Below are 16,114 nucleotides of genomic sequence, written 5' to 3' on the forward strand. Positions count from 1 at the left end.
TGTGGGTCGCCAGTGTGCCGACAGGGTCCTTTCAGAATCCTTTCAGCGGACTGGCGGGTCAGCTTCCGGCGCTTTACATGACTGAGTCAGTCAATTAGCATCGGGGAATGGATGATCGGGACGTCAATCTCGTCGCCGCGCTCGTGCTCGGCCTGGCGGACGCGCTTGAGCGGGCCGCCGAAGAGGCCGGTGCACCGGGTTCGACCGTGGCGTCGGCGTTGACGACGATCCTGTTCAACCCTGGGGAGCGGATCGACGACCTGAGTCGTGTACTCGGGATCACCGGCTCCGGGACGGTCCGGCTGGTCGACCGGCTGGTTCGTGACGGGCTGGTGGAACGGCGGCACGGCACTGACCGGCGCAGCGTGGCGCTCTGGCTGACCGCCGCCGGCGAGACCTCGGCTTGGCAGATCGTCGCCGCCCGGCGCGAGGTGTTGCGGCGGGCACTCGCACCGGTAGACGAGGCACAACGGCAGACCCTTGCCGCAGCGGCCGAGTCGGTGCTGGCCGGCCTCGCCGTCGACCGGCAGCGCGCCGACCGGATCTGCCGGCTCTGCGACTACCTGGCCTGCCCGCAGGACCGCTGCCCAGTGGAACTGGCTGTCTCGTGATGGGAGCATGAACATGACCACCTACGGACTACTGCTGTTCGAAGCCGTCGAGGAGCTCGACTTCGTCGGCCCCTGGCAGGTATTCACGACCTCCTCGCTGCGCCGCAACCACGCGGACACGGTGGTAACGATCGCCGAGCACAGCGGCCCGGTCCGGTGCAACCGAGGCATGCGCGTGCTGCCCGACCACACCCTGGACGACCACCCCGCACTGGATGTCCTGCTCGTGCCCGGCGGTGGCCACAGCCGCATCGAAGCGGAAATGAAAAACCACACGCTCACCGACTGGATCCGCCGCACCGCAGCCGCGGCCAGCTGGGTGACCAGCGACTGCACCGGCGCGTTCCTGCTGCACGCCGCCGGCGTCACGCGCGGCCGCCGGGTGGCGACCGAGCGGGCCAACGAGGACGTCCTGGAAGCACTCGGCGACGTCACCGTGGTCCGCGACGCTCGCTACGTCGTCGACGGCAACCTGGTCACCAGCCAGGGCGTCTCGGCGGGCATCGACATGTCCCTGTGGCTGATCGGGAAGCTGCACGGCCGCGCACACGCACGTGACGTCATCCGCACGATCCAGTACGAGCCGGCACCGCCCTACCAGGCCGACGACGTGTGACGGCTGGCCGGGCGCGGGGATTTGTCGCCGGTTTTCGGCGTACGGGTCGGAGTACACGGCTAGCCCCGCGCCTGGATCCGGCGCCTTAGCGTGGCAGGGTGGCAGTCCCCCGCATGCCGCCGCCGTCGGAGATGAGCCGCCGGCTGACGTTCCTGTTCGCGTTGGCGGCGGGAGTGGCCGTCGCCAACCTGTACTGGGCGCAGCCGCTGCTCAACGTCATCGCAGGCGATCTACGCGCCGCGACCGCGACGGCCGGTTGGCTCGTCACCGCGACGCAGGTCGGGTACGCGGTCGGCGTGCTCCGGCTCGTGCCGCTCGGCGACGTCCTGGACCGCCGCCGGTTCATCCCGGTGATGCTGCTGACCTCGGCCGCCGCACTGCTGCTGTGCGCGCTGGCGCCGTCGATCGGCGTACTCCTCTTCGCGCTGGGTGTGCTCGGCGTGACGACGATTGCCGGGCAGGTCCTCACACCGCTCGCCGGGGACCTGGCCGGCGACGCCCACCGCGGTCGGATCGTCGGCGTTGTCGGGTCCGGGACCCTCACCGGTATCCTGGCCTCCCGCACGATCAGCGGGCTCGTCGCCGGCGCCGTCGGGTGGCGTGCGATCTTCGCCCTCGCCGCAGTTGTCGCCGTCCTGCTCGCGGTCCTGCTCTACCGCGCGATTCCACCGCTGGCACCGCGCACACGCATGCCATACCCGCAGCTCATCGCCTCGGTCGGCGCGGTGGTCATGCGCGAGCGTGCGGCCCGATGGACCCTGGTCCTGGCCGCCACCGGGTTCGCCGCGTTCTCGCTGTTCTGGACGGCGCTGACGTTCCTGCTCGGCGGCCCACCGTTCCGGTACCCGGTAGCGGTGATCGGGTTGTTCGGGTTGGCTGGCCTCGCTGGTGTCCTTTCCGGCCTGCACGGCGGTCGTCTGCACGACCGCGGTTGGTCGCTTCCGGCCACCGGCGCAGCCTGGGTACTGGCCCTCGGTGCCTTCGTCGTCGCGGCGTTCGCCGGCCGGTCCGTCGCACTTGTCATCATCGCGATCATCATGATCGATGTCACCCTCCAGACGCAGGCCCTCCTCAACCGGGCGCGGCTGTTCGCCCTCTCCCACGAGGCCCGCAGCCGGCTCAACACGGCGCTGGCTACCGGCAACTTCATCGGCGCTGCGCTCGGCTCCGCCGCCGCGACCACGCTCTGGTTCGCCGGCGGCTGGACGGCGGTCACGATCACGGGAACGGCGCTCTGCTGCTTCGCGCTCACCGTGTGGGCGCTGGGACGTCGTGGTCCACTCGTGATCCGCTTCGCCGTGCCGGACGGCGCTGCGCCGGACCGCAGGGAAACCTCCCTCAACCGCACGCCATCAATACGCAGTGCTCGTAGTGCTGCGGACAGGATTCGGCGGAGCAGGAGCGCGAAGCCGGCCGGCTGCTCTACGTCACCCCGGAACTCAGCGCCTCCCATACATTGATCGCGCCGGTGATCAGGGAGTGCCGGGCGGGCAGGTCGCATCCTTCCGCCCTCGGCGCGGTCAACCGCTGAGGTGTCGTTTGACCGACTTGCCTACGGTGTAGCTGTCCATCCGTGGACATCGCTATTTTGTCATCGCCTGATCCCGACAGGAGCCCCTGCAAGCCGGTGAATCCTGGCTGCCGGGCCGCCGTCGAGAACTCGACGGGAGAGAACCGATCACGTTGAGAGGAGCAGCCGTTGTTGACCGAGGCATTGGCGGTACTGGCCGCCAACGGCGGGGCGGCCCTGGTCGCGGCCATGGCCACCGACGCCTGGCAGGCCGCCCGCAACGGTACGGCCCGGCTGTTCGGGCGCCAGGGGTCCCAGCGTCAGGCCGCCATCGAAGCCCAGTTGGATGGCAACATCGTCTTGGTTGAGCGGGCCAGCGATCCCGCTCAGGCGCGGCATGGGCTGGCGCCGTTGTGGCAGATGGAGCTGATCCGGCTGCTGGAAGAGCACCCCGAGGCCGAAGCCGAACTGCGGGAACTCGTCACCCACATACGTGATGCGCTGCCCGCCGCGCAGCAGCAGTGGACGCAGGTGGTGATGACCAACATCGCCCGCGACAACTCCCGGCTGTTCGCCGCGCTGGGGGGCAACGTCATCTACCACGAGTACCCCTCGTCCACGGCCGGCGGAGAGCACCCCTCACCGCCGTCGGGTGCGGCAGTCGACAGCTCGGACTGACTGCCGTGGACGGCGTGTTCGGGCAGCTCGGGCGGGTACAGAGCGCCCATCAGCAGGTGTGGGTCGAGAATGGCTTCGGCTACGGGGTGATTGGCGCGGACCTGCACGTCTTCGGTGACGGCAGACCGGTGTACCTGCTCACCGAGGCCGGCGGGCGGGCGGACCTGAGGCTCGCGGTGGACGAGCACGGGTTGCCGGCTCAGCCGAGCCACCTGCTCAACGCCCGCCACGCCGTCGTGGACTTCACCGGCCGCAGCCGTGAGGTCGACGACCTAACCGCCTGGCGCGACGGCGGTGGCGACCACGCGGTCCGCTGGCTACACGCCCCGGGCGGCCAGGGCAAGACCCGCCTGGCCAACCACATCGCCGGGTTGGCCGCCCGCGAGGGGTGGAAGGTGATCGCCGCCGAACACACGCCAGCCCGGGTGGTCGACGCCGAGGATCAGACCAGCCACGACCTGCGCGTCGGACCCGCCCGCGGGCTGCTGATGCTCGTCGACTACGCCGATCGGTGGCCACTGACCCACCTGACATGGCTGTTCAGCAACAAGGTACTCAACCAGGACGTGCCGGTGCGGATACTGCTCCTCGCCCGCAACGAGCACGTCTGGCCCGCCCTGCGCCACGCCCTCGCCCAGGCCGGCTGGCCGCCCGATAGCTGCACCAGCCAGGCGTTGGGGGCCCTGCCACGGGTCCGGGACGCCCGCCGCAGCATGTTCGTCGCCGCCCGGGACTGCTTCGCCCGCCACTACGGCACGGCGAACACGACCGCGATCAGCGTGCCCGACTGGCTGGAGCGCGACGAGTTCGGCCTCACCCTCGCCGTGCACATGGCGGCGCTGGTCGCCGTCGACCGCCACGCCCGCCGCGCGCCCGAGCCGCAGGCGCCGCCCGAGGGCATGACGGCACTGACCGCCTACCTGCTGGAACGCGAGAGCCTCCACTGGTACGCCCTCCACGACACCGTCGACACCGTGGCGGGCGGGCGTACGGCGTTCCGCACCGACCCGCGCCAGATGCGCCGAGCCGTCTTCATCGCCGCCCTCACCGGGCCCCTGGGCTACCGGGACGCCAGGGCGGCGCTGGACAGAGTCGGTGTCGGCGGCGACGCCGACCAGGTGCTCACCGACCACACGTTCTGCTACCCGCCCACCGACCCCCGGACAGTCCTGGAGCCCCTCTACCCCGACCGTCTCGCCGAGGACTTCCTGGCCTTGTGCCTGCCCGGCCATGGCACACCCGGTCACGAGTCGGACGCCTGGACCCACGGCACACCCGAGGTGTTGCTCACCCCAGCAACCGGCGACAAGCCGCTACCGCCGTATGCCGCCCGTGCGATCACCTTCCTCACCGCCGCCAGCGAGCGCTGGCCCCACCTCATCGCCACCCTGGAAGGACTGGAACGCCTCCTACCACAGGACCCGAACGACGCGGCCGGTGACCTCACCGTCGCAGGGGCCGACCTCACCGACCGCCTCGCACGACACCGCCTGCCAACCCTCACCGATCCCGCCGTACGCGCCGAGTTGCACGATCTCCTGGGTCGCTGGCTCGACCGGGCCGACCGGGACGAAGAGGCGGCCACCGCGCTCGGCGAAGCCACCCGGCTCTACCGCCCACTGGCCGCGGTCGAACCGCAGGTTTTCGGGCCCAAGCTCGGCTGGTCAGCGCTGAACCTCGCCCAGGTTCTGGTCGGCCTGGGCATAGTGCCCAGCCCGGACGACGTCTGGCAGCTGTCGACCGGCGGTAACGCGATACGACCCCGCTCGGCCCGTCCAGACGAGGCGTTGGGAGCGCTCCGCGAGTCGGTCGAGATCTTCCGCCGACTGGCGCGCGACTACCCCGCCGAACACGAGGAAAATCTCGGCGCGGTGCTCTCCGCAGCAAGCGTCTACGTGCCGCATCTGGGCACGGCCGAGGAATCGCTGGCGTACGCCCGTGAGTGCGTCGACCTCGCCCGCCGGCTGGCGCGCAACTACCCAGAGAAGTACGCGGATGCCGTGCCACTTACGCTGGCGAATCTCGCGAGCAACCTGGTGTCCTCGGAACCGGAACAGGCCGTGGTTCTCGCCCGGGAGGCTGTCGACGGTGCCCGCCGGGTGGCCCGCGATGCTCCCGCCGAGCCCGAGCCAGAGGATGATCCTTACTTCCCGCTCTACTTCACGCTGGCCGTCCAGGCCGGAGTGCTGCTACGACTGGGCCGCGCCGAACCGGCCGTCGCCGTCCTCGACGAGGCTGTGCGGACCTGCCTGCTGACTCGGCGACAGGACGATCCGGACGGCTTCGATGCCTGGACTGAAACGGTCTTCCTGACGGTGGCTCTGATGTGGGTGCAAGGACCTGTGCACGACGACGCGGAGGTCGGCCTGGAGGCGGCTAGACAGGTAATTCGCCGGGAGGCGCAGGTCAACCCCACCGCCCACGGGGAAGGGCTGTATCGCGCCTTTCTCATGCTCGACTACAGGTCGCGCTGGCTGGAGCGATGGGAACTGTTCCTTGCCGTGCAACGCGACATGATCGACCTCCTGCGATCCTCCGACCACGCACTTCGATGCGACGCTCTCACCGGGGTGTTGGCCACCCACGGTTCCGTCCTGCTGATGCTGGGGCGGTGGGACGAGGCTCTGGACGTGATCGGCGAGATGGCCGAGGAACTCGTGTGGCAGGGCGTCGGTGGGCTCGAGTACTGCCTTGCGGGAGCGCTGACCGCGGTGGCCGCCGACGGCTCAGACCATTGGCGTGACAATCCCGGCTACGAAGGGGTGGCGCAGGACGAGGCCGTCGTCAGGATGAGCCAGATAGCGGCGGCGTACCGTCAGTCGCATCGCGGCGAACGACACGAGCGCGATCACGGCCTTGCCGTAACGCTGAAGCTGCTGGCCGAGGCACTGTGGATTATGGACCGGCCGTGGGAGTCCCTGACCGCGAGCGGGGAGGCTGTGGAGGCTCGCCGGCAGCTGGCACGTGGCGGATCCGCCGAACACCAGGAATATCTCGCGTTCGCGCTGCAATACCACGCCCGGAAGGCAGGGCGCCTCGGAGAGCGTCAAGAGGCGGCAGTCGCGGCGAAGGAGGCGGCGCACCTCTACGACCGACTCGCACGCGAGGACTTCGCCACGCATGCGCCGACCCTCGCCGCGACGCTGCACATCCTGGCAGTCAACCTGTCGTGGTTGCACCCGGCGGAGGCACTGGAACCGGAACGACGGGCGGTCGAGATCCTGGACCGGCTGGCCAGCAGCGAACCGGCCACGCACCAAGCCAATTTCGCCAACGCACTGGACGCGCTCGCCAGCCTCCTCCACCAGTTGGGGCGGGAGCAGGAAGCGCGCGCTGCGGAGAGCCGGGCAGCCGAGCTACATGGGCGCCTTGCCGCCGGTGGCAAGCCGCCCACCTGAGCCGCGAGAACCCAGAACCGGACGGCAGGAATCCGCCCCCACCGTGCAGCGGACGCGCCATGCTCCGATACATGGTCCGATCGGAGGCGGCTTCATCGGCCCCGCCACTTCGTTGTGCAGACCGTCAAGCGACAACGGTGCTCCCGGCAACCCGCTGGGGCAGCCGGCCCACGGCTGCGACGCTCCCGGTCACACAGCCGAGATTCCGTGTCAGGTTGGCCTGGCTGGTGGGCGGGTATGCCGCCCGACTTGACGCATGCCGTTATGGGTATACGATGGCCGCCATGGCACGAGCAGCGACGACGTCGGACGTCTTCAACGCGATCGCCGAGCCGCAGCGCCGGGAGATCCTGGTGCTGTTGCGGGCGGGTGAGCGGCCGGTGACCGAGTTGGCCCAGGAACTGGGGATGACCCAGCCGGGGGCGTCCAAACACCTGCGGGTGCTCCGGGAGGTCGGGCTGGTACGGGACCGCAAGGCAGGCAAGCAGCGCCTGTACGGGCTTGACGCCCGCGGGCTGCGACCGGTTCACGAGTGGACCGGCGGGTTCGAGCGGTTCTGGAACGAGAGCTTCGACCGGCTGGACGCGTACGTGCAGGACCTGAAGCAGGCAAGGCAGGAGGAGTAGCTGATGAGCGAGATGGGACGAGGAGCGCCGGCGCAGTCCGCGACGGCTGACCGCGAGATCGTGATCTCCCGGGTCATCGATGCCCCACGGGAGCTGGTGTTCGAGGCGTTCACCGAGGTGCGGCACCTGTCGCGGTGGTGGGGGCCGGAGGGGTTCACCACCACCACGCGGTCCTTCGAGTTCCGCGTCGGCGGTGAGTGGGACTTCGTGATGCACGGACCGGACGGGACGGACTACCAGGAATGGATCACCTGGACCAAGATCGTCCCGCCGGAGGGGATCGCGCTGCTCCATGGTGAGTCCCGCGACGACCCGAACGCCTTCGAGTCGGTCCTGACGTTCGCGCCCGACGGGGCGGCGACCCGGATCGAGATGCACACGGTGTTCCCCACCAGGGAGTTGCGCGACGAAGCGGTCGAGAAGTACCACGCGATCGAGGGCGGCCAGCAGACGCTGAGCAACCTGGCGGCCTACATCGCCGAGATCACCCAGAAGAAGGATGGCCGCTGATGGCCGGGAAAGTGTTCTTCAGTGTGTCGATGTCGCTGGACGGGTTCATCGCGCCCGAGTCGCTCGGGGAGTTGATGGGGCGGCAGTGGGTGGAACTCCAGGCGTGGGTCTTCCCGCAGCGGTTCTTCCGGGAGAACCTGAAGCTCGGCGGGGGCGGCGAGGAAGGGCGCGACAACGACATCGTGCGGGAGACGTTCGAGCGTACCGGCGCGAGCGTCATGGGCAAGCGCATGTTCGATGCCGGCGAGCAGATGTGGCCGGAGGAGGCACCGTTCCACACGCCGGTCTTCGTCGTGACGCACGAGAAGCGTGACCCCTGGGAGCGGCCGGGCGGGACCACCTTCCACTTCGTCAACGACGGCATCGAGACCGCGCTCGACCAGGCCCGCGAGGCCGCCGGTGATCGCGACGTCCGCATCGCGGGCGGCGGCGCGACGATCCTGGAGTACGTGAACGCCGGCCTGATCGACGAGTTCTCGATCGCGCTCTCGCCCGTGCTGTTCGGCGCCGGAATCCGCCTGTTCGAGGGCGTGGACGCCGGCCGCGTGGCCCTGGAGCCGGTCCGCACGGAATCCTCCCCGAGGGTGACGCACCTGACCTACGCAGTCCGGGAGCGGTAACTGTCTCGACCTCAGCGCTCCCCCGCCGAGGTCAGCAACGCCGTGAGATCCTCGACGCGCTGATCGGGCCGTCGAGAGCGAACGCCCGCTTGGCGAAGCGTTCCGCGATGCGGCGGTGGGTGCGGGCGTCGGGGTGGAGCTGGTCGGGCAGCGGCAGCTCGGCGAAGTCGACCTTGCCGTAGAGGTCGAGGCCGTCGAGGTGGTACAGGTGCGGATCGTCGGCCGCTCGCTGCGCGGTGATCCGGGCCAGCTCGTCCCGGATGACGACGAGGGTCAGCTTTCCGCTCGCCCGCTCCGCCGGATCGCCGGTAGCCCGGAACCGCAACTGTCCGGCGTCGAGGGCGGCGAGGTCGAACGTGCCGGGGCCGGGTGTGTCCTCGTGGATGGGGCAGTAGATGGGTGAGACGACCAGCAGTGGTGTGCTGGGGTGGCCGTCCCGGATGGTGTCGAGGAAGCCGTGCACGGCCGGGGTGAAGGCGCGGAGCCGCATCAGGTCGGTGTTGACCAGGTTGATGCCGATCTTCACGCTGATGATGTCGGCGGGGGTGTCCCGCAGGGTGCGGGCGGTGAACGGGTCGAGCAGGGCGCTGCCGCCGAGGCCGAGGTTGACCAGGTCGACGCCGCCGAGGGCGGCGGCGAGGGCCGGCCAGGTGGTGGCGGGGCTGGCGGCGTTGGAGCCCTGACTGATCGAGCTGCCGTGGTGCAGCCACACCCTTCGGCCCGGGTTGGTTGCGGGCGCGACGGGGGCGTCGGTGCGCAGGGCGACGAGTTCGGTGGCCTCGTTGTACGGCAGCCAGATCTCGAGGTCCTTCATCCGGTCGGGTAGGTCGGTGAAGCGGATGGTGCCGGGCGGACCAGTCCGATGCTCGGTGGTGCCGGTGGTCATGTCGATGGTCAGCGTGTCACCGCCGGTCACGCTGGCCTGGCCGGTCAGGTGACCGTCGACGAGCAGGTCGTACACGCCGACCGGGCGGGGCGGGAGGCCCTGGTAGATCCGCCTGGTGGGCAGCGCGTCCAGTTCGACCGCGGTGGCGCGGGTGCGGATGGCCAGCCGTACGCCGGCGGGTTGGGTCTCCACCATGGCGAGCTGTCCGTCGGTGTTCTGGGCGCGGGCCCAGGCGGGCAGCCGGTGCGGTAGCACTCCTCTGGTGGTGTGTTGCAGGTCGAGGGCGCCGTGCAGAAGGTCCGTGGTGATGGGGGTGGTGATCCAGGCGGGAGGCATGTTCTCGTTCCGTCGGTCGATGTCGGACAGTGCTGGAGGGCGGGAACCGTCCAAGCCACCGTTCACAGCCAGTCGTGTTCGCGGGCGTAGCGCGCCGCTTCGTGGCGGGTCCGCGTCTGGGTCTTGCGCATGGCGTTGGAGAGGTAGTTGCGTACGGTGCCCGGCGCGAGGTGGAGTCGGGCGGCGATGTCGGCGACCGAGTAGCCCTCGCCGGTGACCCGCAGCACGTCGGCTTCGCGGTCGGTGAGGGGGCAGTCCTCGGTGACGGCGAGCGCGGACACGTCCGGGTCGATCCAGCGTTTGCCGGTGTGCAGGGTGGCGATGACGGAGGTGATGTGGGCCGGTTCGGCGGATTTGCTGACGAAGCCCTGGACGCCGAGCTTCAGGGCCTTGCGGAGAACGCCGGGGCGGGCGTGCCGGGTCAGCATGAGGACCACCTGCTCCGGCAGCGTTCGGCGGATCTCCGCGACGGCGCCGAGTCCGTCCACGCCCGGCATCTCCAGGTCGATGACCAGTACGTCAGGGCGGTGCCGCAGGGTGGCTGCGATGGCCGTCTGGCCGTCCTGCGCCTCGGCCAGGACGGTGATGTCGCCCTCCAACGGCAACAGCGCGGCCAGGGCCGTGCGGAGCAGCACCTCGTCGTCGGCGAGCACGATGGTAGTCATCGGCCATGCTCCCCCGGGGTCGTCGGGGCCGCGTCGACACGAGCGGGTGGGAAGACCGCGGCCGTCAGGAACCGCTCGTCCTGCTGTTCCACGGTCAGCTCTCCTCCGTCGCCTGCCACCCGTTGCCTCAGCGCCGACAGCCCCCTGAGCTCGGGGAGCCTGTCGGCCGCCACTCCGTCGTTGACGATGGTGATGCCCGACCCGGACAGCGTGATCTGCACCTGGGTGGCTTGCGCGTGGCGGAGGATGTTGGTGGTCGTCTCGCGCAGTACCTGGCCGAGGAGTTCGCTGGTGCGGGCGTCGACCTCGGCCTCCCGGGTCACCCGAACCCGGATGCCGGCGGCCTCGAACAGGTTCTTCGCGTTCTCGATCTCCGCGGTCAGGTTGAGTCGCCGTTGGGCGTACGCGAGTTCCTTGGTCTGGGCGATGGTGTCGCTGACCAGGGCGTACGTCTCACGCAGCTCCTTCTCCGCCCGTCCGGTGTCGCGGAGCAGCAGTCTCTGCGCCAGCGCGATCTTCAGCTTCACCACGTGCAGGGTGTGGCCCTGGATGTCGTGCAGGTCGCTGGCGAACCGGACCCGTTCCCGGACGACGGCCAGCTCGGCTTCGCGCTCCCGGGTCTGTTCGAGCTCCCGGATGAGGTCGTAGAACCGCTCGCCCACCATCGTCATGACCGCCACCAGCACGGTAAGCCCCGTCGGGATGAGGACGTAGGCAACCAGGACGTCGCGGACGTCGTCCCGCTGCACCAGCAGCCGCACCGCGCCGACGACGGCGACGTAGGAGAACAGCCCGGCCACCACCAGAGCCCGACGCCGCCGTACCTGGCGCAGGGCGAGGGAACCCACGGCGCAGACACCCCAGTACGCGTTCGGGCTGCCCGTCAGCAGCACCCCCAGCGGCCACACCGCTCCCGCCACGATCACGCAGGGCAGCACGACCCGGGCCAGGTCGTTGGCCGTCCACCGCTCGAAGGCCACCAACGCCGCACCGACACCCGGCGCCAGGACGACGACGTGCCACCAGGTGTGCGTGTCGATGTACAGCAGAACCACCGCGGCGATCACGATCGGCGGCAGTGACGTCGCCAGATTGAGCCGGCGCAGCCGTCCCTGCGTCGTCTGAGTGAAGCGCGGCGATCTTGCGGTCACCATCCCAGTATCCGGCGGCAACCGGCCACGACCAGTGACACCACGTCACATGCGCTCGTGACACGGCGCCACTGACGGGTCGGCTGCGCCCGCGCTGTCATGGTGGCATGTCCACCACACCAGTCATCGAAGTCGAACGCCTGAACCTCAGCTACGGCGACTTCCACGCCGTGCAGAACCTCTCCTTCCAGGTACGGCCAGGCGAGCTCTACGCGCTGCTCGGCACCAACGGAGCCGGGAAGACCTCGACCCTGGAGACCATCGAGGGACACCGGACGCCGACCTCCGGCACCGTACGCGTCTTCGGGCACGGCCCGGACGACCGGCGCACAGTACGTCCCCGGATGGGCGTCATGCTCCAGGAGAGCGGATTCTCCCCGGACCTCACCGTCCGCGAGTCCGTCGACCTGATCGGCCGGCTCACCCGGCGGACCGACGACGTCGACCGCGTGCTCGACCTCGTCGGCCTCAGCGACCGGGCCGGCAGGAAGGTCGCCCAGCTCTCCGGCGGCGAGAAGCGTCGACTGGACTTCGCGACCGCCGCCTACGGAACGCCGGAGCTGCTCTTCCTGGACGAGCCGACCACCGGCCTGGACATCCAGTCCCGGGATGCACTCTGGGCCACAGTGGACCGGCTCCGCGAGGACGGCGCCACCATCGTGCTCACCACGCACTACCTGGAGGAGGCACAGCAGCGCGCCGACCGGATCGGGCTCATGCACCAGGGGACCCTCCACCGCGAGGGCACCGTCTCCGAACTGACCCGCACCCTGCCGGCGGTCATCCGCTTCTCCCTCCCCGCATCAGTGCCGGCGCTGCCGCTACAAGCCGTCGTCGACCGCGACGGCAAGGCCCTGGTCGAGACGTTCACCATGCAGAAGGATCTGCACCTCCTGCTCGGCTGGGCGCAGGACCACGCGGTGGAGCTGCGGGACCTGGAGGCCGGGCCGACCCGGCTCGACGACGTCTTCCGCGCCATCGGCAGTGCACCCAGCCACGCCAACTGACCCGTCCGTGAGAGGAACGTGACCGTGCTTTCCATCGCTTCCAGCGAACTGATCCAGATCTTCCGGAACCGGCTGGTGCTGATCACCAGCTTCATCATCCCGGTGGCCGTCTCTGCCCTCTTCGTCCGCCAACACGAGACCTTCGCGGCCATCGGCAGCCTCGGCTACATCGCGGCGATCGTGATGTTCACCGTTGCCGCGTTCGGGCTCTACGCCACCGCCGTCACCACCCTGGCATCGCGGCGGCAGAACCTCTTCCTGAAACGACTGCGGTCCACCGCCGCCGCCGACTCCACCATCCTCGCCGGCCTGCTGCTGCCCCCCACCGCGATCGCCGTGGTGCAGGTGGCCGCGATCCTGACCGCGCTGGCCATGGTCGCCGGTGAGCCGGACAACGTACCCCTGCTGGTGGTGGCGGTCCTCGCGACCCTGGCCATGATGATCGGCCTGGGCCTGGCCACCGCGGGACTGACCAACTCCCCCGAGCACGCCCAGGTCACCACCCTGCCCGTCACCCTCGGCGTGATCGCCGTGGCCAGCTGGGTGGGCATCAGCGGCACCGAGGACCTCACCCTGCTCAAGCGGCTGCTCCCCGGCGGCTCCGCCACCGAGCTGACCGTGAACGCCTGGAACGGCGGCATCGCCGTGACCGACTCCCTCCTGCTGCTGGCGCCGACGCTGGGCTGGGTCGTCGTCGCCGTCGTGCTCGCCACCCGACTCTTCCGCTGGGAGCCCCGCCGGTGACCGGTCCGACAGGTTCCACTCGACGAAAGGCACGACCGATGCCCGAACGACCCGCTGATTCCTTCGACCGCCGGGCCGAAACGTCCGGCGCGGCGGGCTGGTCGGACCCCCCGACCCTGGCGGAGGATCTCCTGCTCCTCCTGTTCCAGCCCCGTTCCGGCTCCATCGCGGGAGAGAACACCCTCTTCTACGTCCTCGGCGGTTCCGTGCTCGCGGACCTGGCCCTCGGCGGTCACCTGACCACGGCGACCCGGGGGCGGATCAGGAGCGTGGAGGGTCAGGCACCGTCGGATGACCTCCTCCGCTCGGCGTGGGGCTACCTCTCCATGAAGCCCCGGGGTGTGCAGACGGCCCTCGCGGCGATCGGCCCCCAACTGCGCGAGCCCGTGTTGGAGCGCCTCGTCGGACGGGGCGACATCGACCGAGAGAACCGCAAGGTGCTCGGCCTGTTCCGTACGACCGCCCTCCATGAGGGTGGAAGCGGACGCCGAGCCGGCCTCCTGGCGGAGGTCCGGCGGGTCCTCGTCGACGGCGCTGAACCCCTGGCCCGGATTGCCGCACTCGCGGCACTGCTCTCGGCGAGTGGGACCCTCCCACAGTTCCACCACGAGATCCCCTGGAAATCGTCCGTGATCACGCGGGCCAAGGAACTCGAGCGAGGCAACTGGGGCGCCGCAGCCGCAGCGGAAGCCGTGACCCGAACCGTGACCGCAACCGTCATCAACAACGTCGTCGCCGTCACCGTCCTTCCCCGAAGCTAGACCACCCCGCCCCCCGCGCTCAATGCCGAACTCGAACCGCCCGGACCCACACGTAGGCGACGGCGGTAGGCCCTGGGTCGTCGCCGGTGTCCTCGTCACCATCGTCACGGCACCTGCGCCGCCGCCGTCGGAATCCTGGACAAGGCCACGAGCGCCTTCCCGCTCACCGACGGTTGAGAAACCGTCGGCCCCGCGTGGCTCACTTCCCGTACGGCCACCATGAACTGGGAACGCGAGCCCGGCGAGAAGGTCGAGGAGTTCGTCGCCGCCCTGCTGCTAGTCACCCGCCCACGCGGGAAACCGCATCGCTCCCTCCCGCGGTAGTCGCATCCGGCGTCGCGTACCTCAACCTCGAGGCGCAGGGCTGGGCGGGCACCGCGTTGAGCCTCGACGTGAAGCTGAAGGTGTACGACCCGAGCGGCGCTGCCGGTGTCAACATCGACCTCGTCCGCATCGCCGCCAGCGCACGGCGCGCCGAGCGTGGCGGCTACGCCACCGAGGCGACCCCGCTGCTCAAGTCCCCGCCGGGCAAGGCCGTCTGACGCGCCACGGCACGATCCGGAGGGCCTCATACGTCGACAGCCGTCGACAATACGCCGTGTCGATGGCGGATCCTCGATGGAGATCGCTGCAGGCTCGTCGCCGCGAGACGGGCCCGTGGCCGATGATCCAGCCGTCACCCCCGTACCCGCGAATAGGTTGCCCTCGTGGCTGACCCGCGTCGAGAGGCTCAGCTCACCCGATGCGGCCGATGCCGCCGAAGAGGTAGACCTCCGGCTCGTCGGACTCCGGGTCGGGGCGCCAGCGCGAACACGTAACGACGCCGGGCTCCAGCAGATCCAACCCGTCGAAGAAGCGTTCGAGCTCCATCTTCGTCCTGGCTCGGATTGGCGTGCCGCCGCGCTCGGTGGTTTCCCGCATCACGCGCAGCATCGGCTCGCCGTGGATCTCCGCAGTGGAGTGGGTGAGCACCAGGTAGCTACCGGTGGGCATCGCCTGCACCAGCTGCGCGACGGAGCCGTACGCCACGTCGTCGTCCATGAGGTGGTTGACGACGCCGAGGAGCATGAGCCCGATCGGCTGCGAGAAGTCGAGCGTCTGCCGCGCGGCCGCGAGTATCGTGTCCGGCTGCCGCAGATCAGCTTCGACGTAGTCGCAGCTGCCTCCCGGCGCGCTGGTCAGGAGCGCACACGCATGCGCCATGACGAGCGGGTCGTTGTCGATGTAGACCACCCGGCAACGCGGGTCGAGGGACTGCGCGACCTCGTGGGTGTTGTCCGCCGAGGGGAGCCCGGTGCCGACGTCGAGGAACTGACGGATGTCGGCATCCTCGACGAGAAACCTGACCACGCGCTTGAGGAACGCGCGCTCGGACTTGGCCCCGATGGGGATGTCCGGGATGTGTGCGATCACCTCATCGCCGACGGCCCGGTCGACCGCGAAGTGATCCTTGCCGCCGAGCCAGTAGTTCCAGACCCGCGCCGAGTGCGGAACCGTGGTGTCCAGTTTGGAGTTTGAAGGGAACCCCCGGTCCTCGGTCATGAGGGCATTCTTCGCACCGAAGGGGCGGTGACGCAAGTCGGGCGGCGGTCCGACGGCAGCGTTACCACAGCCCTGACTGACCGCCGTCGTGTCTGCGGTGTCGTCGCAACACCGAGAGATGACTGACCGTGGCTATCGGACCCTGCCAGCGCTCCGCGGGGTGCGGTGCCGACCCCGGCGATAGCACCGGCCGCCGCGAACCCCGCGACGAGGAGCACGGCGACCACGACGGCCAGGTGCCGTACCACGATCACGGTGATCGGGATCCGGCCGGCCGCCAGCAGGTTCCAGCGGCCGGCGTCTTCCTCACCGCGGGTGATCCGGGTGGCGGCGAGCAGCCCTCATACCCTGGCGAGGACGGCGAGGATGGTGCCCGTTCGCCAGACAGTGAACCCACCCGGATCGTCCAGCGCGACCGGCTGGCCGAAGAGGGTACGGATAGCCGGGTTCTCG

The 16,114-nt window shown here is 69.8% G+C and carries 16 protein-coding genes; 12 read left to right on the plus strand and 4 right to left on the minus strand.

Annotated features, from left to right (window positions below):
- The first annotated feature begins 107 nt into the window (after positions 1–107).
- From Pma05_RS04845 to Pma05_RS04880, 8 genes are all read left to right on the plus strand, one after another.
- On the plus strand, positions 108–611 hold the full coding sequence (locus Pma05_RS04845) for a MarR family winged helix-turn-helix transcriptional regulator (RefSeq protein WP_203856047.1): 504 nt from the start codon (positions 108–110) through the stop codon (positions 609–611).
- Between the two features lie 13 nt (positions 612–624).
- Positions 625–1,227 carry a DJ-1/PfpI family protein gene (locus tag Pma05_RS04850; protein WP_203856048.1) on the plus strand — a complete coding sequence of 201 codons (603 nt, stop codon included), beginning with the start codon at positions 625–627 and terminating at the stop codon, positions 1,225–1,227.
- Between the two features lie 98 nt (positions 1,228–1,325).
- Complete coding sequence (locus Pma05_RS04855) at positions 1,326–2,687, plus strand: MFS transporter (RefSeq protein ID WP_239311687.1); 1,362 nt, start codon at positions 1,326–1,328, stop codon at positions 2,685–2,687.
- Positions 2,688–2,929: 242 nt separating this feature from the next.
- Positions 2,930–3,415 (plus strand): hypothetical protein, encoded by a 486-nt coding sequence (locus tag Pma05_RS04860; protein WP_203856049.1) that lies wholly within the window; start codon positions 2,930–2,932, stop codon positions 3,413–3,415.
- Positions 3,416–3,810: 395 nt separating this feature from the next.
- Complete coding sequence (locus Pma05_RS04865) at positions 3,811–6,813, plus strand: hypothetical protein (RefSeq protein ID WP_203856050.1); 3,003 nt, start codon at positions 3,811–3,813, stop codon at positions 6,811–6,813.
- A gap of 284 nt (positions 6,814–7,097) precedes the next feature.
- Entirely contained in the window at positions 7,098–7,439 is a 342-nt protein-coding gene (locus tag Pma05_RS04870; RefSeq protein ID WP_075033765.1) for an ArsR/SmtB family transcription factor, read from the plus strand.
- Positions 7,440–7,442: 3 nt separating this feature from the next.
- The gene (locus Pma05_RS04875) at positions 7,443–7,949 is read left to right on the plus strand and encodes an SRPBCC family protein (RefSeq protein WP_239311689.1); all 507 of its coding nucleotides are present in this window, start codon (positions 7,443–7,445) and stop codon (positions 7,947–7,949) included.
- Entirely contained in the window at positions 7,949–8,569 is a 621-nt protein-coding gene (locus tag Pma05_RS04880) for a dihydrofolate reductase family protein (RefSeq protein ID WP_203856051.1), read from the plus strand. The genes Pma05_RS04875 and Pma05_RS04880 overlap by 1 nt, the downstream gene beginning before the upstream one ends.
- A gap of 31 nt (positions 8,570–8,600) precedes the next feature.
- Here Pma05_RS04880 and Pma05_RS04885 read toward each other — a convergent pair whose 3' ends face one another.
- From Pma05_RS04885 to Pma05_RS04895, 3 genes are all read right to left on the minus strand, one after another.
- Complete coding sequence (locus Pma05_RS04885) at positions 8,601–9,791, minus strand: SGNH/GDSL hydrolase family protein (RefSeq protein ID WP_203856052.1); 1,191 nt, start codon at positions 9,789–9,791, stop codon at positions 8,601–8,603.
- A 62-nt stretch (positions 9,792–9,853) separates the two neighbouring features.
- Positions 9,854–10,456, minus strand: a complete 603-nt coding sequence (locus Pma05_RS04890) for a response regulator transcription factor (protein ID WP_203856053.1) — start codon at positions 10,454–10,456, stop codon at positions 9,854–9,856.
- Positions 10,453–11,607 (minus strand): sensor histidine kinase, encoded by a 1,155-nt coding sequence (locus Pma05_RS04895; protein WP_203856054.1) that lies wholly within the window; start codon positions 11,605–11,607, stop codon positions 10,453–10,455. Before Pma05_RS04895 ends, Pma05_RS04890 begins: the two co-directional genes overlap by 4 nt.
- A gap of 107 nt (positions 11,608–11,714) precedes the next feature.
- Here Pma05_RS04895 and Pma05_RS04900 point away from each other — a divergent pair, with 107 nt between their 5' ends.
- From Pma05_RS04900 to Pma05_RS04915, 4 genes are all read left to right on the plus strand, one after another.
- Positions 11,715–12,614 (plus strand): ABC transporter ATP-binding protein, encoded by a 900-nt coding sequence (locus tag Pma05_RS04900; RefSeq protein WP_203856055.1) that lies wholly within the window; start codon positions 11,715–11,717, stop codon positions 12,612–12,614.
- A 24-nt stretch (positions 12,615–12,638) separates the two neighbouring features.
- Positions 12,639–13,358, plus strand: a complete 720-nt coding sequence (locus tag Pma05_RS04905) for an ABC transporter permease (protein ID WP_203856056.1) — start codon at positions 12,639–12,641, stop codon at positions 13,356–13,358.
- Between the two features lie 38 nt (positions 13,359–13,396).
- A complete protein-coding gene (locus Pma05_RS04910) occupies positions 13,397–14,119 on the plus strand; it encodes a GOLPH3/VPS74 family protein (RefSeq protein ID WP_203856057.1) in 723 nt (240 codons plus the stop codon).
- Between the two features lie 392 nt (positions 14,120–14,511).
- Entirely contained in the window at positions 14,512–14,661 is a 150-nt protein-coding gene (locus tag Pma05_RS04915) for a hypothetical protein (RefSeq protein WP_239311692.1), read from the plus strand.
- A 193-nt stretch (positions 14,662–14,854) separates the two neighbouring features.
- On the opposite strand, the gene Pma05_RS04920 is transcribed toward Pma05_RS04915, so the two are convergent.
- On the minus strand, positions 14,855–15,661 hold the full coding sequence (locus Pma05_RS04920) for an SAM-dependent methyltransferase (RefSeq protein WP_203856058.1): 807 nt from the start codon (positions 15,659–15,661) through the stop codon (positions 14,855–14,857).
- Between the last annotated feature and the right edge of the window lie 453 nt (positions 15,662–16,114).

The organism is Plantactinospora mayteni (genome assembly GCF_016862935.1).
Classification (GTDB): domain Bacteria; phylum Actinomycetota; class Actinomycetes; order Mycobacteriales; family Micromonosporaceae; genus Plantactinospora; species Plantactinospora mayteni.

Excerpts from the sequence above, each read along its gene's own strand:
- Pma05_RS04875 (WP_239311689.1), top strand. The coding sequence starts at position 7,443 with ATGAGCGAGATGGGACGAGGAGCGCCGGCGCAGTCCGCGACGGCTGAC.
- Pma05_RS04850 (WP_203856048.1), top strand. The coding sequence starts at position 625 with ATGACCACCTACGGACTACTGCTGTTCGAAGCCGTCGAGGAGCTCGAC.
- Pma05_RS04920 (WP_203856058.1), bottom strand. The coding sequence starts at position 15,661 with ATGACCGAGGACCGGGGGTTCCCTTCAAACTCCAAACTGGACACCACG.
- Pma05_RS04890 (WP_203856053.1), bottom strand. The coding sequence starts at position 10,456 with ATGACTACCATCGTGCTCGCCGACGACGAGGTGCTGCTCCGCACGGCC.
- Pma05_RS04870 (WP_075033765.1), top strand. The coding sequence starts at position 7,098 with ATGGCACGAGCAGCGACGACGTCGGACGTCTTCAACGCGATCGCCGAG.
- Pma05_RS04910 (WP_203856057.1), top strand. The coding sequence starts at position 13,397 with ATGCCCGAACGACCCGCTGATTCCTTCGACCGCCGGGCCGAAACGTCC.
- Pma05_RS04885 (WP_203856052.1), bottom strand. The coding sequence starts at position 9,791 with ATGCCTCCCGCCTGGATCACCACCCCCATCACCACGGACCTTCTGCAC.
- Pma05_RS04845 (WP_203856047.1), top strand. The coding sequence starts at position 108 with ATGGATGATCGGGACGTCAATCTCGTCGCCGCGCTCGTGCTCGGCCTG.
- Pma05_RS04880 (WP_203856051.1), top strand. The coding sequence starts at position 7,949 with ATGGCCGGGAAAGTGTTCTTCAGTGTGTCGATGTCGCTGGACGGGTTC.
- Pma05_RS04900 (WP_203856055.1), top strand. The coding sequence starts at position 11,715 with ATGTCCACCACACCAGTCATCGAAGTCGAACGCCTGAACCTCAGCTAC.